Annotated in this window: 16 protein-coding genes; 2 read left to right on the top strand and 14 right to left on the bottom strand. The window is 46.3% G+C overall.

The window, feature by feature from the left end; translation table 11 throughout:
• Window positions 1-179: 179 nt before the first annotated feature.
• Window positions 180-644: an IS200/IS605 family transposase gene (gene tnpA, locus C8N47_RS18060; RefSeq protein WP_107823976.1), complete on the bottom strand. Its 465-nt coding sequence runs from the start codon at window positions 642-644 to the stop codon at window positions 180-182.
• Between the two features lie 1,899 nt (window positions 645-2,543).
• Here tnpA and dinB point away from each other — a divergent pair.
• The gene (gene dinB / locus C8N47_RS18050) at window positions 2,544-3,617 is read left to right on the top strand and encodes a DNA polymerase IV (protein ID WP_107823974.1); all 1,074 of its coding nucleotides are present in this window, start codon (window positions 2,544-2,546) and stop codon (window positions 3,615-3,617) included.
• 176 nt (window positions 3,618-3,793) lie between these two features.
• On the opposite strand, the gene modC is transcribed toward dinB, so the two are convergent.
• The 13 genes from modC to C8N47_RS17985 form a co-directional block, all read right to left on the bottom strand.
• Window positions 3,794-4,873: a molybdenum ABC transporter ATP-binding protein gene (gene modC / locus C8N47_RS18045; RefSeq protein WP_107823973.1), complete on the bottom strand. Its 1,080-nt coding sequence runs from the start codon at window positions 4,871-4,873 to the stop codon at window positions 3,794-3,796.
• Entirely contained in the window at window positions 4,870-5,559 is a 690-nt protein-coding gene (modB, locus tag C8N47_RS18040) for a molybdate ABC transporter permease subunit (protein ID WP_107823972.1), read from the bottom strand. Before modB ends, modC begins: the two co-directional genes overlap by 4 nt.
• 173 nt (window positions 5,560-5,732) lie before the next feature.
• Entirely contained in the window at window positions 5,733-6,527 is a 795-nt protein-coding gene (gene modA / locus C8N47_RS18035) for a molybdate ABC transporter substrate-binding protein (RefSeq protein ID WP_107823971.1), read from the bottom strand.
• Between the two features lie 40 nt (window positions 6,528-6,567).
• Window positions 6,568-7,752 carry a porin gene (locus C8N47_RS18030; RefSeq protein ID WP_170111444.1) on the bottom strand — a complete coding sequence of 395 codons (1,185 nt, stop codon included), beginning with the start codon at window positions 7,750-7,752 and terminating at the stop codon, window positions 6,568-6,570.
• Window positions 7,753-7,963: 211 nt separating this feature from the next.
• Window positions 7,964-8,314 (bottom strand): winged helix-turn-helix domain-containing protein, encoded by a 351-nt coding sequence (locus C8N47_RS18825; RefSeq protein ID WP_170111443.1) that lies wholly within the window; start codon window positions 8,312-8,314, stop codon window positions 7,964-7,966.
• 1,151 nt (window positions 8,315-9,465) lie between these two features.
• Complete coding sequence (locus C8N47_RS18020) at window positions 9,466-10,773, bottom strand: citrate (Si)-synthase (RefSeq protein ID WP_107823968.1); 1,308 nt, start codon at window positions 10,771-10,773, stop codon at window positions 9,466-9,468.
• 24 nt (window positions 10,774-10,797) lie between these two features.
• A complete protein-coding gene (gene icd, locus C8N47_RS18015) occupies window positions 10,798-12,111 on the bottom strand; it encodes an NADP-dependent isocitrate dehydrogenase (RefSeq protein ID WP_211316207.1) in 1,314 nt (437 codons plus the stop codon).
• On the bottom strand, window positions 12,068-13,300 hold the full coding sequence (locus tag C8N47_RS18010; protein ID WP_107823967.1) for an isocitrate dehydrogenase (NADP(+)): 1,233 nt from the start codon (window positions 13,298-13,300) through the stop codon (window positions 12,068-12,070). The genes icd and C8N47_RS18010 overlap by 44 nt, the downstream gene beginning before the upstream one ends.
• Before the next feature lie 24 nt (window positions 13,301-13,324).
• Window positions 13,325-15,586 carry an aconitate hydratase gene (locus C8N47_RS18005; protein ID WP_107823966.1) on the bottom strand — a complete coding sequence of 754 codons (2,262 nt, stop codon included), beginning with the start codon at window positions 15,584-15,586 and terminating at the stop codon, window positions 13,325-13,327.
• A 251-nt stretch (window positions 15,587-15,837) separates the two neighbouring features.
• Window positions 15,838-16,827, bottom strand: coding sequence for a Gfo/Idh/MocA family protein (locus tag C8N47_RS18000; RefSeq protein WP_107823965.1), 990 nt, complete (start codon window positions 16,825-16,827; stop codon window positions 15,838-15,840).
• A gap of 124 nt (window positions 16,828-16,951) precedes the next feature.
• A complete protein-coding gene (locus C8N47_RS17995) occupies window positions 16,952-17,485 on the bottom strand; it encodes an RsmD family RNA methyltransferase (RefSeq protein WP_107823964.1) in 534 nt (177 codons plus the stop codon).
• Window positions 17,482-18,306 carry a DUF3822 family protein gene (locus C8N47_RS17990; RefSeq protein WP_107823963.1) on the bottom strand — a complete coding sequence of 275 codons (825 nt, stop codon included), beginning with the start codon at window positions 18,304-18,306 and terminating at the stop codon, window positions 17,482-17,484. Before C8N47_RS17990 ends, C8N47_RS17995 begins: the two co-directional genes overlap by 4 nt.
• Before the next feature lie 9 nt (window positions 18,307-18,315).
• Window positions 18,316-18,948, bottom strand: a complete 633-nt coding sequence (locus tag C8N47_RS17985; protein WP_107823978.1) for a hypothetical protein — start codon at window positions 18,946-18,948, stop codon at window positions 18,316-18,318.
• 90 nt (window positions 18,949-19,038) lie between these two features.
• On the opposite strand from C8N47_RS17985, the gene C8N47_RS17980 reads away from it, so the two are divergent.
• A complete protein-coding gene (locus C8N47_RS17980; RefSeq protein WP_107823962.1) occupies window positions 19,039-20,463 on the top strand; it encodes an ATP-dependent DNA helicase in 1,425 nt (474 codons plus the stop codon).
• Window positions 20,464-21,040: the final 577 nt, after the last annotated feature.

Below are 21,040 nucleotides of genomic sequence, written 5' to 3'. Positions count from 1 at the left end.
TATCGGTTTTGTCACCTTTAAGATGAAGGTTTTTTTCTTCCATAACTGGTACTTTTCAATTGCGAAAAGTTGACACTTCAAAGTTGCTGATTACAGAGCAGCAGCGCTGCGAAGATATTTATAGCTACTGCGAGAATATTTGTAGCCAATCGTTGTGGGTGTAGAGGTGCAGCGCACCGTTAATCATCAAAAAAATCAAACAAATAGTTGTCGTTAAATTTGATGTCGTTTTTATGCAGGATTTCTAAATATTCCTCCTTAAACGATTTCTTCTGGTGGTGTTTGTCCTGGTTTAGCACATAGTTCACGACTGCGTCCAGTTGTGAATGCGAATGTGTAAATGCCCCGTAGCCTTTCTGCCAATCAAATTTACATTTCGACAAGTGGTTGTATTTTATCCACGCGTTACTCGAGGTTTTAATGCTTTCCACCAAATCGGGGATGAGTTGGTTCAGGTTATATCCAATGAAAATATGAATATGGTCGTGCATGGCGCGAATTGCCAGTAATTTATGATTGTTGTTTTGTATGATGCCGGTCATGTATCTCTCCAGATCAGCAGCCCAGGTTTTGCCAATCAGGGCATCCCGGTTTTTGGGCGAAAACACCAGGTGAAAATAGGCTTGTGCGTAGGTATTGGCCATGTTGAGATTATTTTAAACGTTATCTGCGAGCTACAGATGTTACCGGTGCGCTGCACCTGTGGTCTCACGATTGTTCTATAAAGCTACAAATATTTTCGGTGCGCTGCACCTAGCGGTTTAGGGATGTGTGTGGTATCCATGTTATAAATGTTTTCGGTGCTCTGCACCTACGTTTTGCTCCATCAAAGCCAACCAGCAAGAGCAGCAGCGCTGCGAGAATATTTATAGCAACTGCGAAGATATTTATAGCTAGGGATGTGGTGTATGCGTTGAGGTGCAGCGCACCGTTAATCATCAAGGGGAACAGATGGCGGCAGGTTACCGGTGCTCTGCACCTGATGGTTTAGTGGTTTGTGCGGTATTTATGCTATAAATCTTATCGGTGCTCTGCACCTCATGGTTTGCGTTCGGTTCTGTGGCTATAAATATGACCGGTGCTCTGCACCTGGTTGGTTTGTGTGCGGTGCTCAGACTATAAATATGTGCGGTGCGCTGCACCTGATGGTGTTGCCGGTGCAGGGGGAAGGGGTGTTTTTGCATTTCGCGGTAGGCTTTGTATGGCAAGATAATGATAAACAAAACACATCTTTTATATGAATGAATGAAAATTCGTGACGAAAGTGCACTTTCGTTGTATGAACGGGCTTTTTTATATGATTACTATATGGAGTCGTTGCGGATTTATTGGGTGATTTCAGGCTGCTTAGCGGAGACGAAGCCATTGGAGGCTGTATTGCTGTGCAGTAAACAGAAACACCTGGAAGCGCCATAAGCCGCAGCCATCCGGTCTTAACAGCGGTTGCAAAAGCATTAACCGCTGTTGTTAAGCTCCCCGGTGTTTCATTTTTGTAAACGTTTGAAAGTGGCGTACCCAGTAGATAGCGCACTCGAACCCAGGTTGCTGACGCATTAACCCAACCCGCAGGGAGTTCTCTACTCTCTCAAACGTTAAGCAGTCAAGCGTGTCCGCGAAGTCCGGTTAAGGATCTTGTGATCTCGAAGGGGATGCCGAAGGATTGTCCCCCGCTGCAAACGCTTGAAAGCTTCTTGCAAATATACCTTTATTTTGAAAATGGATTAATGTGCGGGTGTTGACAGGCTACAGGTGTTACCGGTGCGCTGCACCTAGGGGGTAGGGATGTGTGCGGTATCTATGCTATAAATTTTATCGGTGCGCTGCACCTCATGGTTTGTGTGCGGTGCTGTGGCTATAAATATTGGCGGTGCGCTGCACCTGTGGCTATGTTTCGCTCCATCAAACCGAATCATTGAGAGCAGCAGCGCTGCGAAGATATTTATGGCTACTGCTAGAATATTTGTAGCTATTTTTTTACGCAGAAGGTTGGTCGAATTGGCTTGTGCCCCGTTACGGCGCCAATGGGGTAAAATACAAAAGGCAAATGCCGGTAACATTTGCCTTCGAGCACAGATTGGACGTATCCGCTCTGTATATATCTCTATTATCGGTGCGCTGCACCTCGTGGTTTCAATATGGTGTTGTAAAGCTACAAATATTTTCGGTGCGCTGCACCTAGCGGTTTAGGGATGTGTATGGTATCCAGGCTATAAATATTAGCGGTGCTCCGCACCTCATGGTTATATTTCGCTCCATCAAACCGAATCATTGAGAGCAGCAGCGCTGCGAAGATATTTATAGCTAGGAATGTGGTGTATGTGTAGAGGTGCAGCGCACCGTTAATCATCAAGGGGGGCAGATGGCGGCAGGTTATCGGTGCTCTGCACCTCATTATTTGCGTGCGGTGCTGTGGCTATAAATATTACCGGTGCGCTGCACCTTTTCTGGAAATAGGCGCTGCCTTCAGTATCGTGGTGCTTCTTGTTTGCAAATGTGCGGTAGATCGGGGCTTTCTTTTTGTTCCGAAATACTATTTTTGCGGCATGCAGCCCGAGCTTCGAAAGATTATACATGTTGATATGGATGCTTTTTTCGCATCGGTGGAGCAGCGCGATAACCCGCTGTTGCAAGGGAAACCGGTGGTTGTTGGTGGCGACCGCGAGCGGGGGGTGATTGCTGCGGCCAGCTACGAAGCCCGTAAATATGGGGTTCGTTCGGCCATGTCGTCGGTGTTGGCCAAGCGTAAATGCCCGCATCTGATTTTTGTGCGGCCTCATTTCGACCAATACAAAACGGTGAGTCAGCAAATTCGGGAGATCTTTTTTGAATATACCGACTTGGTAGAACCACTTTCGCTCGATGAGGCTTTCCTGGATGTTACCCACGCCAAAAAGGGCAAACCTTCGGCTACGCTGATTGCCCGCGAGATTAAAGCCCGGATTAAGGAAGTTACCGGCTTGACGGCCTCGGCTGGTGTGTCGTACTGTAAGTTCCTGGCCAAGGTGGCATCGGATGTGAAGAAGCCCGATGGCTTGTTTGTGATTACGCCCGATCGGGCCGAGGCTTTTCTGGAACAACTGGAAATCGGTAAGTTTTTCGGGATTGGAAAGAAGACCGCTGAAAAACTGAATAAGCAAGGCATTTATAAAGGCTCGGATTTGAAGAAGCTGGAACAGGCCGAGCTGATCCGGCAGTTTGGAAAGGCGGGGGCTTACTACTATAAAATTGTTCGGGGAATTGATGATCGGCCGGTGATCTCGTCGCGCGAACGGAAATCGCTGGGGGCCGAGAATACCTTTGCAACCGACTATATTGAACTGGATGAGCTGCGCGAACAGTTAGTGAAGATTGAAGATGAACTGTGGCGGCGTTTGCAGCGCGCGCAAATCTTTGGCCGCACGTTGACGCTGAAAATCAAGTTTGCCGACTTTGAGCAGATCACCCGTAGCCGCACTCAGCTGGATTTGTATCGCACCAAGGAAGCTATTCATGCCATGGCCGATGAGCTGCTGGCTAACGAAGCGCCGTATGTGAAGGGCGTTCGTTTGTTGGGCCTCACTCTGTCGAACTTTCCCCACGAAGAATCGGGCCCGGTACAACTGACCATTGAGTTTTAAAACTTCAAGATTCAAATTTCAAATTCCAAATTCCAAAGCCCAAAGCCCAAAATCCAAAGCCCAAAATCCAAATTCCAAAATCCAAAACTCAAATTTCAAGAATGATCAAAAAGCTTTGATGTCCTGTTCAGTGCAACGCTTTGGAATTTGGAATTTCAGAGTTTGGGATTTTTCCACTATCCTGCTACATCAATCGCGACCGATTTAAACAGACACCACACGGGGTAGCCAATGCCGATGTCCATTCGCTTCAACGATTCGGCGGTAATTTCAACCAACAGCGGAAAGCCAACATTAACGATACAGATTCGGATATTGCCGCGTTCAATCACATCCTGAATCACCCCTTCCAGTTGATTTTGAATGGTTACATAAGGCAGCCGGCGTGCCGATAGCGCAATGTCGTCACTCGAGATAAAAATCTTAATCTGGTCTCCCTTGCGGTAGGTCAAACGACTTTTTTCGCACACCACCTTAATCCAGTTTTCTTTTTCGCCATAGCTGAGGGTGGTAATACCACTTTCCTCGTCAACCCGGGCAACGGTCATGGTGACGGCATTAATCAGGCTATGGCTGCTGAACGATGTTTGAAGTTCAGGCCGACGCAGCAGTACATGATAGTCGTCGTGGCCGATTACCCGCCCCTGTTTAAGCAGGCACAGGCGGTTGGTTAGTTTGAGTAGGTCGGAAATGTCGTGGCTGACCACTAAAATGGGTATCCTGATGGTTTGCTGAATCTTCAGAATAAAGGGCAAAATTTGTTGCCGAAGGCTTACATCCAGAGCCGAAAATGGTTCGTCGAGCAGCAGCAATTCGGGCGACGAAAGCAATGCGCGACCGATGGCTGTTCGCTGCCGTTCGCCCCCCGATATCTTAGCCGGCTTACTTTGCAGGATATGTCCGAGTTTTAGCAGTTCCACCACTTTGTTGAACATGCCGTTGCCATCGGGGGCTTTCATGCCGTAGCGAAGGTTCTTCTCAACGCTTAGGTGCGGGAAGAGGCGCCCTTCCTGAAATACATAGCCGATGCGGCGCTGTTGCACGGGGATGTTAATCTTCTCCTCGATGCTGAAGACTTTCTTTCCGCTGATGCAGATGGATCCCCGCTCGGGCTTTGCTAATCCGCAAATGGCATTTAAGAGGGATGTTTTGCCCGAACCGCTGGGGCCAAAGATACCAGTGATGCCTGTGCCGAAGGTTTCCTGTACGACAACATCGAAATTATCGCGTTTGAGTTGAATGTCGACCTGGATCATGCGTGTTTCATTTTACGGATGTATAATTCGGAAAGAGCCATGGCTACCAGTGAAATCAGTACGGAGATCAGCACCAGGCGAAGCGTTTCCATTTCCTTACCCGGCACTTGCATATAGGCAAAAACAGCCAAGGGTAGTGTTTGCGTTTCGCCGGCAATATTTCCGGCAAAGGTGATGGTGGCACCAAACTCGCCCAGGGAGCGGGCAAAGGCTAAAATTGTTCCGGAGACAATGCCCGGAGCAGCCAGCGGAACGGTAATTCGGAAAAAGGTCTTCAGGCGTCCGGCTCCCAAAATGCGCGAGGCATCTTCCAACCCCGGGTCAACCATTTCAATAGCCGTGCGGATGGAGCGAACAATCAGCGGAAAGGAGACAAAGACCGAAGCAATAACGGCAGCCTCGAAAGTGAAGGCCAGTTTTAGGCCAAAAGCTGCGTACAGCCATTGTCCAATAAAACCGCGGGTGCCCAGGATCAAAAGCAACAGATAACCGGTTGTAACCGGAGGCATTACCAGCGGGAGGTGGATGATGCTTTCAACGAGGGCCTTGCCCGGAAACTGTTTGCGTGCCAGGTAATACCCAATAAAAAGCGCAAAGGGCAAGGAGATCACGGACGAGTAGACCGCAACCCCTACCGATAGTTTGATGGCTTCCAGTTCGGAAGCGGTGAAACTGAATATGCTCATTGGACTGTTGTTTGTTTTTCAAGATAAGATTTATCGCTTGCTTTTGAGGAATTTCGAAAGTGAAAGCCAAAAACGTAAAATTAGTATTAAGCCGGTGATTAGCCGGAATCAACTAATCTTACGTTTTATAAGCAAACAGGTAGAACCTTCGTTATGGAAGAAAAAAAGATTCGTTATTGGTTGAAACCGTACTTCGCCCAGATGGGGGCACTAGCCTCGGATTTGATGTACTTGTAAAAGGCTTTTGAACGGTCATTATCTTTTAATACACAAGCGATATAAACGATTGGTTTGTGCGAATGATCCGGAAACGTTCCAACAATCCGCACCTTGCTTGATTCTTCGGCATCGGTGCGGTACACAATTCCAAGTGGTGCTTCACCCATTTCAACAACCATCAAAGCCGAGCGCACATCTTTGGCCGGGAGATACCTGTCGGCAAGCTGGTCGTACCAGCCGTAATACAATAGCGCTTGTTTGGCATATTTGCCGGCGGGAACGTGCGCCGGATTTCCTATCGAAAGTCGTCCGTCTTTCAACATCGACGCTACGTCCAATGTACTGTCTACCGTAAAGGTTTCCAGCTCGCTTTCTTTAGGGGCAACAAAAACCAGGTCGTTCTGTGCAATTTTATCTTTGAGCGGCTGTTGAATGAAGCCCAGACTATCGACATAGTCGGCCCACTTTTTACTGGCCGAGATGAAGACTTCGGGTGTTCCGCCTTGCTCAATCTGGCGCGCCAAGGTCCCGCTCGATGCCATATTGGTGATTACTTTGACATTTTCGGCTATTTCGAACGAATCGATCAACTCGCTCAGTACATTGGTGAGGCTGGCAGCAGCAAACACCGTGATTTTGGCAGGGGCTTCGCTGCTTGCTTTTTTCGAGCGTCCACTGCACGAGCTCAGCACGATTGTTGCAAAAAGCAGGCTCCAGATTGCCATCCGGGTAATTAATTTCGTTTTCATATTGGGTTGAATTTTGAGTTTCTAATTTATGAATAATCAACTATAGCCTTACTTGCAATGCCATTCCCAGGTAGTCGCCAACATTTGACGAGCATGATCCTTTTTGATTGACATAGTGAAGCGATAATTTCAATTTGTCCTTGTTGAGGTACCAGTTTACACCCAGGTCGAAGGACTTATCGTCACCAATATACTTATAAAGTGCTTTTTCGCCTTCACCTTTATAGCTGTCGTAGGTGAAAGTTGGTTCAACAAAAGTTCCTTTCACCAAAATGTTGTATCCGCAACGTACAAACCATTCGGTACCTTCATAGTCATTCATTCCGCTTGCTTCACGTTGCATTTTATAGTATTCACCTTCTACCTTTAAACCTCCAGTTGTGGCTGAAATATCGGCTCCGTAAGCTTTTGAATTGTTATAGGCTGTTCCGCTACTATTGTCTGCTTTGCCCATTGTAGCTCCCCCAAGCCCAATAGTTACGCCATTCCGGGCATTCCAGTGGTTTCCGGCATGGCGGATTTTGTAGCTTTTCTGTTCCGGATCGCCAACCGAAAACATCACCCGACCGGTGAACAAGGGATTGGCATGTTCCGGGCCATTATATGCAGCCGGGGAGAAGGCTCCTATTTGGTAGTTGATCCCGAATCCGTTGAAGTTTTTCAAACCGCCTAGGCCAACACCGCTTTCAATGCCACTTCCTCTGCCGGTCATGAAGTTACGCAGGTGCCAGTCGGACCGGGTTTTGTCGAAAGAGGATACCGACCAGGGGCTGGCCATATAGTCCAACGAGATGGCAGCCCAATAATATCCGGCTTGCAGGTGGAGTAAATCATCATTGGAAAGCCTAGCCGAAATAAAAGCTTTCCAGATATCAAAGCCATTATATGATCCCTTTGTTGAGGCGTAAGAATCCTCTCCGAGGCGATCCATGTTAAACTCAATTTCATAACTGAGCCAACTGTAAGGTGTGCCTTTTGCACCAAAACGCAGTCGGCGGAAGGAGGCATCGGGGCGGTTGGCATACTCCACGTCGTTTTTAACTTCGTTCATGGAGTAGGTAAACCAGCTTTCGATGCCAACAATGGGGGTGAAAGCTTTTTCCTTTTGGAATTTGGCGAAACCAAATGTTTCGTTTTTGGCCTCTTGAGCTTTCGATGTCACAGGGGTGTTGACTGACAGGAAAGCTACTGTAATTCCAATTAAATTGCGAACTGATTTTTTCATGGTAATCTGATTTTGGTTGTTTGTATTTCGATATCTATTTGGTGAATAACGATGGGCAAAAAAAACGCAATCCATCGGTATGAGCAGCTTATCCATCTGCCTTACAGCGATGCTGTTTGAATGTTTGTTGATCTGTTTGGACGATATTCATTGTTCATTTGAGTGAATAACGGGTTCGAAATAAAAAGTCAATTCGCTTGACTTCAACTTATTAAAACTTACATAGCCACAACGACTCCTCGAGCTCGTTTTTAAAGATTGCATGCTTCACGGCCAGAGCCTCAAACTCGCTGATGACATGTTCCCCGTAGCGGGTTACAATAGTTCCACCGCCATTTGAACCTCCCCGCTGTTTCACGATGACCGGAAGCGGAGAAAGTTCATTCATCGATTTGATGTAATGCCAAGCTTGCTGGTACGACATCTTCAACTGTTTCGAAGCCGAGTTTATCGATCCTGTCTCTTTAACGAGCTTCAACAAGGCAATCCGTCTGCTATCTAAAAAGCACTCGCCGTTTTTATATATTTCGAGCGAGCCGGTAACATAAAATGGTCTTGTCATGTTTAGTAGTTTCATAAAAACAATGCCAAAAGCTATAGTTGGTTGATCTGTATTTGTTTGTGATGTGTTGAGAAGTGTGGTTCCTACATTTTTGTCGGATAAAATGGCGTTGTTTTCACAAAAATGTTGCGTTTTGCTTTTCTGAAAAAGTCGTAAATCGCCGATTGGCACTGCCGCAGGCGTTGAAAGCTCAGTTTGAATGGAGGGCATTTTCGGGGTGTCGACTGTACGAGATATTCACTTTTGGGGGCGGGGAGGGCGACATTCTGAAAATACCAATTACGGCGATGTTGCATCAAATATTGGAGTGGGTTAACAAGAAAGTGGAGTCTTTGGGGGGATAAATGGAAGTTGATACAATCGGCTCACTGAACTGAGGTCTATAAAAACGCAATGGGAGTTACTCATGATGAATAGCTCCCATTCACTTTCGCAGCTTAAAGCTGTTTCGGTGTCAGGCTACTGTTATTGCGGCTGGCATCGAGCTTCACCGAAGTTCGGCTCCCGTGCCCTTGTCTTTCGGGTTAAGCTTGCTACAGCCTAACCTTCCGGATGTTTGTTCGGCTTCGAAACAAAGCCTTCGCAAACGAAGTCCTCACAGAAATTAATGAGTGTGGTGTCTTTCGATACCGTGCATTTCTCAAACGCAGTCCAGGGAATTTCTTCCTACTGCAACTTCCTTTGTAAATAAATGAACCGGAAGTTTCTGGTTTTGGTCAAACTTAAATTGAACGCCTGGCGATCAGCTTGATTGACTAGTCCTTGAATTTCTTCTTGTTTCATCAAACTTCGGCTCTTTCAGACGGCAAGTTCATCATCTTGTTCGAATCGATTACGGCTTAACTAAAAGCTTCCTCTCATCCTCATCTGTCGGAGCGGCCTTTTATCGCTTACCTGATGAATTCTTTTACGTAAGCATTGCCGAAAAAGATGCTCTTTGGCCGATAGATAAAAGTGAACACATTATTCACAACAGAATTTAACAATTGTTGATAAGTTGAAATTAACAGACAGTCAGTGTTATGGGGTGTATTAAAGCCTTATATCGACTAGGTTATTAACAACGATGGCTGCATTTGTTTGCGCTCAGCGAAAAAAAAGGCCAACTACGCTGTAGTCGACCTTTGTATCTGACTGGTTTGAATTTGCTGTTATTTCGTGTTAGCCTGCTCTTTGAACCATTCGAGTGGATACGATGATGGACGTTCGATTGGCAGACCGTACAGCCGATCCATAATGAGTGAAGCGAGTACGCCCATTGAGCGGGATACGCCGAACAATACGGTATAGAACGGGTGTTCTTTTATTCCGTAGTGGTAAAGCAGGGCGCCTGAGTAAGCATCAACATTGGGCCATGGATTGCTGATTTTTCCAACAGATCCGAGGATTGGCGGTACAACTTCATACAACGTGTTGACGATATTGACCAACTTGTCCTCTTTGATGTATTTGTCGGCAAATTCTTTCTGTGCGGTAAAGCGCGGGTCGGTCACGCGCAACACGGCATGGCCGTATCCGGGAACTACTCGTCCGGCCTGAAGCGTACGCTGCACATAACCTTCAATTTGCTCTTTTGTTGGTTCGTTGGTGTTCAAATCCTCCAGCATCTCGAAAATCCAGTTGATTACATCCTGGTTGGCGTAGCCGTGCAACGGACCGGCCAGGCCCAGCATTCCAGCACCCAGAGCATAGTAGGGGTTACTTAGTGCCGAGCCCACCAGGTGGGTTGTATGTGCCGATACATTGCCCCCCTCGTGGTCGGCATGTATCATCATGTACAAGCGCATCAGACGTTTCACTTCGTCGGAATCGTGTCCCATCATGTGCGCCAGGTTACCGGCCCAGTCCAGACGGGGATCCGGCTCAATATGTTTGTCCTTAAAATAAACCCGGCGATAGATATAAGCTGCAATGCGCGGTAAACGCGCAATCAGGTTCATCACATCGTCGTACATAAAGTCCCAGTAGTACTTTTTGTGAATACCGGAGCGGTAGGCTTTCTGGAATACAGACTCCGTGGCCATTGCAACGATGGCGGCGCTGAACTGTGTCATTGGCCGCGCAGTTTTGGGCATGGCGTCAATCACATCAAATACATGTTGCGGGACGTGTGCTCTGGTGGCCCAATCTTTCGAGATATTAATAACATCTTCCTCTTCGGGGATTTCACCGACAAGCATGAGGTAAAAAAGCCCTTCAGGCAGCGGTTCACCTTCGGGGTTGAGGCGCGGCAATTGCTTCCGAAGTTCCGGTATGGAGAAACCTCTGAACCGGATCCCTTCGTTGGCATCAAGTTTTGAGGTGTCAGTAATTAAAGCCGGAATTCCTTTCATTCCGGTTAAAACTTGCCCAATCGTTACTTCGGTAAGAACTTTGTCGCCATGTTCTTTTCTCAACTTTTGGTATTCCGAAATGCACTTACTGGTTTTTTCATAAAACCTATTCTTAATGTATTCCATGATTTAATTAGTTAAAAGATTAGTTTAATGTATGTTTCTGATTACCTCTTCCGTGAACTCGGTTGTCGAGAGCAGCGTTGCTCCTTCCATCATTGCGTGCAAATCGGAGGTAACACGGCGTTTAGCAAACGAGTGTTCCATGGCATCGAGTACATGCTCGGCAGCCTCAGTCCAGCCCATATATTCCAGCATCATTACGCCGGAGAGTAACAAGGAGCTGGGATTCGCTTTGCCGGTTCCTGCAATATTGGGGGCTGTCCCGTGGGTAGCTTCAAATATGGCAAAGCCGGTATCGTAGTTGATGTTTGCACCGGGTGATATTCCGATGCCGCCCACCATTGCTGCCAGTTGGTCAGAAACATAGTCTCCGTTCAAATTCAGTGTTGCAATTACCGAATGGTCGAAGGGATGTAATAAACTCTCCTGCAAAAAGGCATCGGTAATGACATCTTTGATAATTACCTTTCCTGCCGATTTTGCCTGATCCAGGGCTTTCTTAGCATCGAGCTGTCCCTTGCCCTGCTCAATTTTTTGGTATTGACGCCAGGTGAATACCTGATTGCCAAATTCGCTTTCCGCTAAATCGTAACCATAGTTTTTAAAGGCCCCTTCTGTAAATTTCATGATGTTGCCTTTGTGAACCAGGGTTACCGAGGGCAATTTGCGATCGATTGCATACTGGATGGCTGCCCGGATCAAACGCTCCGAACCGTCTTTGGAAACCGGTTTTACACCGAAGGATGAAGATTCCGGAAAACGAATCTGGCTTTTTATGCCCATTTCGTTTTGGAGGAACTCCAGGAACTTTTGCGTTTTCTCTTCGCCGGCCATAAATTCAATTCCGGCGTAAATATCTTCGGTGTTTTCCCGGAAAATATGCATGTCAACCATCGAGGGGTAGCGTACCGGCGAGGGCACACCTTTAAACCAGCGCACCGGACGAAGACACACGTACAGGTCGAGGGTCTGCCGCAGGGCTACATTTAGCGAGCGTATTCCGCCACCTACGGGAGTTTCCAGGGGTCCTTTAATACCGACCAGGTATTTTTTAAAAACCTCCATTGTTTCATCCGGCAGGTAAGTTCCTGTTTGCTCGAAAGCTTTTTTCCCGGCCAACACCTCTTGCCATTCTATTTTACGTTTGCCACCATAAGCTTTTTCAACAGCGGCATCAATCACCTGATGAGTCGGGCTGGAAATGTCTTTACCAATGCCATCACCTTCAATAAAAGGAATTATCGGATTGTTGGGAACAACCAAGGTTCCGTTTTTTCTTGTAATTGCTTCTCCCATATTAATTTGCAGAAAGTTTTTGTCGTAAGTTTTGATCGATTGCACTCAAAAATTGTTCGGTTGTCAGATAATGCTCCGGCTTCAGATCTTTTTCGTGGATAATCAGCGCCAGGTCTTTGGTCATTTTACCACTTTCAACCGTTTCGATGCAAACGTCCTCCAGGTTTTTGGCAAAATCAATTAAGGATTGGTTGTTGTCCAGTTTACCGCGGAAAGCCAAGCCTCGTGTCCAGGCAAAAATTGATGCAATTGGATTGGTCGATGTTGGGTTGCCTTGCTGGTGTTGGCGGTAATGGCGGGTTACTGTACCGTGTGCTGCTTCAGCCTCCATGGTTTTGCCATCCGGAGTAATCAGGGTTGAAGTCATCAATCCCAGAGAGCCGAAGCCTTGAGCAACCGTATCGGACTGAACGTCGCCGTCGTAGTTTTTACAAGCCCAAACAAAGCCACCTTCCCATTTCATGGCTGCTGCCACCATGTCGTCAATCAAACGATGTTCGTAAGTGATTCCGGCAGCTTCAAACTTGTTTTTAAACTCTTCTTCGTACACTTTTTGGAAAAGGTCTTTAAAGCGACCGTCGTACTTTTTCAGGATGGTGTTTTTAGTCGACATATACAAGGGCCAGCCTTTATCCAGAGCCTGGTTCATGCAGGCACGGGCAAAACCGATGATTGATGCATCGGTGTTGTACATGGCCATGGCCACCCCGTCTCCCTGGAAGTCGTAAACTTCGAAGCTTTGTGCTTCGCTTCCGTCTTCGGGAGTGAAGGTGATGGTAAGTTTTCCTTTTCCTTTGGTTACAAAATCGGTTGCCCGGTATTGGTCGCCAAATGCATGACGGCCAATGCAGATCGGCTTTTTCCATCCGGGAACCAATCGAGGTATATTACTTATAATAATTGGTTCGCGAAATACGGTGCCATCCAGGATGTTGCGGATGGTTCCGTTGGGCGACTTCCACATCTTCTTCAATCCAAATTCGTCGACCCGGGCTTCGTCCGGAGTAATTGTTGCACACTTAACACCGACTCCATATTTTTTGATGGCATTGGCTGCATCAACGGTGACCTGATCATCGGTCGCATCGCGGTTTTCCATGCCCAGATCGTAGTATTTAATATCCAGATCGAGGTAGGGGAAGATTAGCTTTTCTTTTATGAATGACCATATTACGCGGGTCATTTCGTCTCCGTCCAGTTCAACAACCGGATTAGTAACTTTTATTTTGCTCATTGACGAGTGCGTTTTTCTTCTTTGTTATTGATTTTGTTGCGCGATCAGGTTTAGTGCTGAACCTGCTTTAAACCACTGAATTTGCTGTTCGTTGTAAGTATGGTTAACCAAAATTTGGTCTTTGGATCCATCGGCATGTACCAGTTCAATTTTCAATGGTTTGCCAGGGGCAAAGTTTACCAGATCAAGGAAATTGAAGGTGTCGTCCTCTTTGATTTTTTCATAATCGGCCTCGTTGGCAAATGTTAAGGCCAGCATCCCCTGTTTTTTCAGGTTTGTTTCGTGAATGCGGGCAAAGGACTTCACTAGAACAGCTTTTACTCCCAGGTGGCGGGGCTCCATGGCCGCGTGCTCGCGCGAAGAGCCTTCGCCGTAGTTTTGATCGCCCACAACAAGGGTTGGAATACCAGAAGCTTTATATGCTCGTTGTACTTTGGGTACTTCGTCGTATTGACCATCGAGCTGACTTTTCACCTTATTCGTCTCGCCATTGAAGGCATTGACAGCACCAATCAGCATGTTGTTGGAGATGTTATCCAGGTGGCCCCGGAAGCGTAACCACGGACCGGCCATCGAAATATGATCGGTGGTACATTTTCCTTCGGCTTTAATCAGCAGTTTGGCACCGGTAATATTGTTCCCGTCCCAAGGCTGGAATGCACTTAGCAGCTGCAAGCGTTTCGACTCGGGCGAAACAACCACATTCACTCCCGAACCATCTTCAGCCGGAGCCTGGTAGCCTGCATCTTCAACGGCAAAGCCTTTGCCCGGAAGTTCCTGACCAGTGGGTGGATCGAGTTTCACCTGTTCGCCTTTTTCATTCGTCAGTTTGTCGGTGAGCGGATTGAAGGTTAAGTCACCGGCAATCGCCAAGGCAGTCACCAATTCGGGTGATCCAACAAAGGCATAGGTATTGGGGTTTCCGTCGGCACGTTTCGAGAAGTTCCGGTTGAAAGAATGTACGATTGTATTCTTTTCACCTTTATCGGCTCCCGGACGGTTCCACTGACCAATACAGGGGCCGCAAGCATTGGCAAAAACGCTGGCGCCTATCTTGTCGAAAATATTGATGAAGCCATCGCGCTCGATGGTGTAGCGAACAAGCTCGGATCCCGGAGTAATGGTGAACTGAGCTTTGGTTTTCAGCTGCTTATCAACGGCTTGTTGGGCCAGCGAGGCTGCTCTGGAAATATCTTCATACGATGAGTTGGTACATGAACCAATCAAGCCAACTTCAACCTTTGTTGGCCAGCCATTGGCCTTGGCTTCTTCGGCCATTTTGGAAATGGGAGTGGCGCGGTCGGGCGTGAATGGCCCGTTCAAATGCGGCTCCAGTTCGTCCAGGTTGATTTCAATCAGCTGGTCGAAATATTTTTCAGGTTCAGCATAAACTTCCGGGTCGGCAGTCAGATGTTCCTTAATGCTGTTGGCCAGTTCAGCAACTTCGGCACGCTCTGTGGCACGCAGGTAGCGTTCCATCGACTCGTCGTAACCGAATGTTGATGTTGTAGCACCAACTTCAGCCCCCATATTACAGATGGTGCCTTTGCCGGTTGCCGACAATGATTTTGCTCCTTCGCCGAAATATTCAATAATGTGGCCGGTACCGCCTTTTACAGTCAACAGGCCAGCTACTTTCAGGATGATATCTTTGGGAGCTGTCCATCCGCTCAATTTTCCGGTGAGCTTAACACCGATTAGCTTCGGAAATTTTAATTCCCACGCCATACCTGACATGACATCCACAGCATCGGCACCACCAACGCCAATGGCGATCATTCCCAAACCTCCGGCATTCACGGTGTGAGAATCAGTTCCGATCATCATGCCTCCCGGAAATGCGTAGTTTTCCAGCACAACCTGATGAATAATTCCGGCTCCCGGTTTCCAGAAGCCGATTCCATACTTGTTTGATACTGATTCCAGGAAGTCGTAAACCTCTTTGTTTGATTCAATTGCATATTGAAGGTCGGTTCTGCCGCTCACACTTGCCTGGATCAGGTGGTCGCAGTGCACCGTAGAGGGAACTGCTGTTTTTGTTTTTCCGGCATTCATAAATTGCAGTAAAGCCATTTGTGCCGTGGCGTCCTGCATGGCTACGCGGTCGGGCGCAAAATCGACATAGTCGGCACCTCGCTTGAAGTCTTTCACTTTCTCGGGCTCATACAGGTGAGCATACAAAATTTTCTCAGCGAGGGTTAATGGTTTTTTTAAAACTTCCCGGGCCAATTCTATACGGGGGCCGAAATTCCCGTAGGTTTTTTTGATTAAATCAAGATCAAACATATAAATGGTTTTTAAATCTGTTAATTGCGGTGATATAATTCAACTGTGTAAACAAAATCGCGCGTTAAAGGTTTTTTCTGACCGCATGAATATATCAAAAAAAAGCTGATATTTTTCATGTTTGTAATCGTTTCGGGTTTTATCCTAATGTGTTTTTAGTTGAAAGTGAACACGCTTTGTTCTACATTATCATAATGAGTGTTTGTGGCCAAAAGTGTAAAACTCATGCATGACACCCCCGGGTCGAAGCACTATTCGATATTAATCCAGGTGTTTTGCTCGGCGCTTGCCCGTATAGCATCAATAACCGCCATATTGGCTATTGCATCGGTTAGTGGGGTAGGTGCCGGCGTGTTGTTTAAAATAGCTTCGGCAAATGCATCGGCCTGTAAGCTGTATTGGTCTACGGCATCGAACTCAATTTCCTTTCTGCCGTTGGCTACCATAAGTATGATTTTGCATTTTTGGGTCGGTGGAGCGTTTACCGGAATCTCAACGGTTATTCGTCCCTGATCGCCAAGAATATGAACTTGCTGGAATGGACAGAGTTGGGTAGAGCAGGTAAAGCTCGACGATTTGCCTGCAGCGAATTTCAAAATGCCAGAGGTTAAGCGATCAGTTCTCATTTGCGGATCAACATCCATAAAGCCCATGACAGCGCTGGGTTCTTCGGCAAACAAGAAACGCGGAAAAGAAATGCAGTAGCAACCGATATCCATTAGTGCGCCACCACCAACTTCCGGTTTATTACGAATATTATTCGGATCGGCATTGAAGTACGAGAAAAAGGACTGAACTGTTTTGACTTGTCCGATTGTTCCGGCATCAATCAATTGTTTTGCTTTTACCCATTGCGGATGAAAGCGATACATAAAAGCTTCCATCACCTTAAGTGTCGGAAATTTCCGGCTCTCAGCTTCAAGTCGGATCGCTTCGCTCCGGTTCATTCCGATCGGTTTTTCACAAAGCACGTGTTTACCGGCCCTAAGGGCTTTTAAAGTCCATTCTACGTGCAAATGATTGGGCAGTGGGTTGTAAATGGCATCAATATCGGGGTCAGACAGTAGCTCCTCGTAGGAGGAGTAGGCTTTGGCTATTCCCAGCTGTCGGGCAGCCTTTTCGGCCTGTTCACCCACGCGCGAACTAATCGCCGTGACTTCCCCTAAACGCGAATTTTGTAATGCCGGAATTACTTTTGTTAGTCCGATTTTAGCGGTACTGAGGATTCCCCATCTGATCATTTCTGCTTGTCTGTTTAATTGATAAATTAAATCAGTTAAAGATAGGAAAAAGCCGACATGGTAGAGCTGTCCAGCGTAAATTAGCCTTCAAAATGACTTTTTTGAAAGCTAAAATTAACGTATACTATTTTTTGAAGAACGAAAAATGAACGCTTCCGTAGTTTCTTAGCTCAACAAAGCCGGGCAATGATGAGAAATCGTAATTCTTGCCGTGCTCCAGGATAAACAGGCCATTGGGCTTCAACAGATCTCCATTCAATACCAGTTCGGGTACTTCGGCAAACTGCTTATGGTCGTATGGCGGATCGGCGAAAATGAGATCGAAGGACTGGTCGGTTTTGCTGCAATATTGAAAAGCATTGGCCTTAATGGCTTTGATGTTTTTCTCGCCTAGTTTGGCAATCACATCCTTGATAAACCGATGATGTTGAAAATTGAGCTCCACCGAGGTGATATCGAGACAACCGCGGGATGCAAACTCAAACGATATACTGCCTGTTCCCGAGAATAAGTCCAACACTTTGATTGCTTCAAAATCGACTTGATTCTGAAGAATGTTAAATAGGCTCTCTTTGGCCATATCGGTTGTGGGACGGGCTTTAAAGCTCTTTCCGGGGTTAAATAATCGTCCTTTGTATTCTCCTCCAACTATTCTCATGCAAGGCTATTGAATAAATTAATAAAACGGGCGTCAGGCAATTTTTCCAACAGGTAGCTAAAATGAACCGTGCTTGGGTTGGTCGCAATTTCAACTTCTTTAAAATATTGCCGCAACCGGTGATAGATCGTTTCATGTTTATTAACGATTCCATCGAGTACGATTTTCTCAGGCTCGAATGCTAAGTACTTTACTGCTCCCAAAATGTAATAAAGCATATCTTGTTCGCCGTCGTAAAAAAAGCAGTTGTGAAACTGAAGTCCCTCCGAGCCAACGGCAGTGATGACGATCTGCTTCTTATAGATCGTTACTTTGAGTAAATTCCGGTCGCCGGCAAATTGCGGATAAACGATCGATAGATTACTTTGAAGTTCTGCTGATGGATGCTTCTCCCGGAAAAAGTCGAAGATAATTTGCGGAAGGTCGAACACAGCACAATAACCAGCATCGCGAATTGGTGAGCTTTGCACACTTCTGTTCTCCGTGGCCAACAGGGCTGTTTTCAAATAATCGGCCTTGTTTTCCTCCTGAAAAAACACCGAAGGCACAAGGGTGGTCCGGTTTGGTGCAACAATTATAATTCGTGTTTTTTTAAAGGGTAGTTGCAGCAAATCCGATTCGTCGTAAATGGCTTTAATGCGCTTGAGCAGAAACTCGGGCTCGGCCTCGAACAACTCCTGGTGGTAAAGGTAGATGACCTTGTTTTGAATTTGGTCCAGTATAGAAAAAGAAAATCCATCCAGACTGAGCTGGATGGATAAATTATATTCGAATGTAAAATTAATGTCGAATGTTTCGTCAATAAGCGAAATTCGTTGCATAATACATCATTATTCCCAGTTACCGGCGTTGTTATTGGCTTCAGTTAACGAACCAACTTTCAAGCCAGGGTATTTTTCATTGGTACGTGCTTTGTCGTTCAGGTTGATCACCAATTGACGATCCAAACCGTCAAGAACGGTGTTGTTGTGAACTTTTGCTTCGAAAATAGGTACCTGGATTCCAGAACCGGTTGTAATAATTGTTGCACCAAGGTGGAACTCAGCAACAGGATCTGTTCCCGGAACTACTTTCAGGTTTTCAGCGTTAAATGTTTTTCCGTACAAGGTGTCTTGTACGCTAATAAAGATTGTATCACGAATGATTGCTCCCTTTTTGATAGCTGTTTCTTCAGTCCAACCTAAAGCGACCATACTGTCGGTAAGCATACCAATTTTTTTCACTAACGGAAGTTCTCCTGTTTTCACAAAATCAATCAAGGTATCCCAACTTCCGGTAAATTCACCATGAACATCTTTGTATGCCAGCTCAGCCTTCCTGATATCCTTTAGTCGTTCAACGACTTTTTCATATCTCTCTTTTTTTGCTTTTTCAAATTCAATAGGGCGTTTTACGCTATTGAAAATCAAATACCCAAGCAGGATGGCGATCGCTATAAGTACAATCTGAATTGCTGTCTTCATCTTTGAATATTTAAGATTAGTTTTTGTTTGCATGCAAATTTATAAAAAAAATTAAATTACAATTCGACCAATACTTTTAAATTCGTTGTGATGTTAAAAAAACACATAGAAGCTCAATTGGTCGAGAACTTAGGTTTTCCCCCAACAGATGGACAAATGCATCTGGCTGAAAAGTTGGCACAATTCATCACAGCCCAATCGCAAGACATAATCTTTCTTTTGAAGGGCTATGCCGGAACCGGTAAAACCAGCATGGTCAGCGCATTGGTGAAGACACTCGATGGGTTTAAGATTCCAACCGTGCTGCTGGCACCTACCGGGCGGGCCGCCAAAGTGCTGTCAACCTACACCGGTAAAAGTGCCTTTACTATTCATAAACGGATTTACCGGCAAAAATCCTCGTCGGACGGGATGGGGAAGTTTGCGCTGGATCGGAATATGTGTAAAAACTGCTTTTTTATTGTCGATGAAGCTTCGATGATTGCCAACAACAGTTATGAAGCCTCGGTTTTTGGTAGCGGGCGTTTGCTCGACGACTTGTATGAATACATTTACGCGGGCCAGAATTGTAAACTGATTCTGGTTGGCGACACGGCTCAGTTGCCTCCCGTGGGGATGGACATTAGTCCGGCGCTCGATGCTTCGGAGCTGGAAATGTACGGAGCCGAAGTGGAAGAGATTGAACTGACCGAGGTGGTTCGTCAGCAGCTGGACTCGGGCATATTGCACAATGCCACCATGCTTCGCGAGCTGATTGCTGAAGATGACTTTTGGGGCGATTACTTCCCGATTGAAGCGGAGGGCTTTCCGGATATCCACCGCATTGGTGGGGGCGATTTGATAGAGAAAATCTCGGAATGTTACGATCGCTACGGCGAGCAGCACACCATGGTGATCACCCGATCGAACAAACGGGCGAACAAATTTAACCAGGGAATTCGATCTACTATTTTATACAAGGATTCGGAGATTACCGTGGGCGATTTGCTGATGGTGGTGAAGAATAACTATTATTGGATTGGGGAAGATGAGCGGCTCGATTTTATTGCTAATGGCGATATTGTGGAGATTAAGCAGATTCGCCGTTACGAGGAACTATATGGCTATCGTTTTGCAGATGTGAGTTTGCAGTTTCTGGATTACGACAACCTGGAGGTCGATTGCAAGATCTTTTTGGATACCTTAAATATTGAAACCGCCAGCCTTTCGAGTGCCGATAATCAGAAGCTGTTTCATGCCGTGGCGGAAGATTACATGGATATTGCCAGTAAGAAAAAGCGTTGGGAGAAAATTCGCGAGAACCCGCATTTCAATGCTTTGCAGGTTAAGTTTGCTTATGCGGTTACCTGCCACAAAGCGCAGGGGGGACAGTGGGATGCTGTGTTTATCGATCAGGGCTATTTAGTGGAGGACATGTTGAATAAGGAATTCCTGCGTTGGTTGTACACCGCTTTTACCCGCCCGGTGAAGGAACTTTACCTGGTCAACTTCAATAAAGAGTTTTTTGGAGCGTAATATTGGGGGCTGTTCGGTTTGCAATGCCTGCTTCAATTCAAACAATGACCACTTTACCTCGTGAAATGTCTGCTCTGACTCGTGAAATGACTTCTCTGACTCGTGAAATGCCTGCTCTGACCCGTGAAATGCCTGCTCCGCCCCGTGAAATGCCTGCTCAGACCCGTGAAATGCCTGCTCAGACCCGTGAAATGTCTGCTCTGACTCGTGAAATGCCTGCTCCGACTCGTGAAATGACCGCTCTGACTCGTGAACTACAAAAATGAAAACCCGTCCGGTAGGACAAAAGATCCGAATTTAGTAAAAGTAGGAGTGAAAAACAGCCAGTTTTGGGGTGACTCTCATCAGCGCTGGTTTGCTACATAAGAAGCCTGGCTACCGGTTGAAGCTGAACTCCTGTTCAATACATTCCCGATGCGGTTGGAAACCGCATCACCCGGAGAGACTTTCAGAAAAAACCTACATGATTCCCGGGAATCACCAACAGGAATGAAAGTGAATTAACTTGCGGTATCTACGTACCAATAAAATTTTCTACTATGAATCCTGTCGAAGAATTCCCAAGAATCATTGAGCG

This window comes from Mangrovibacterium marinum, from assembly GCF_003046625.1.
Lineage (GTDB): Bacteria > Bacteroidota > Bacteroidia > Bacteroidales > Prolixibacteraceae > Mangrovibacterium > Mangrovibacterium marinum.
The sequence above is the reverse complement of the archived record's forward strand: the minus strand, read 5'-3'. Positions and strand labels throughout refer to the sequence as shown.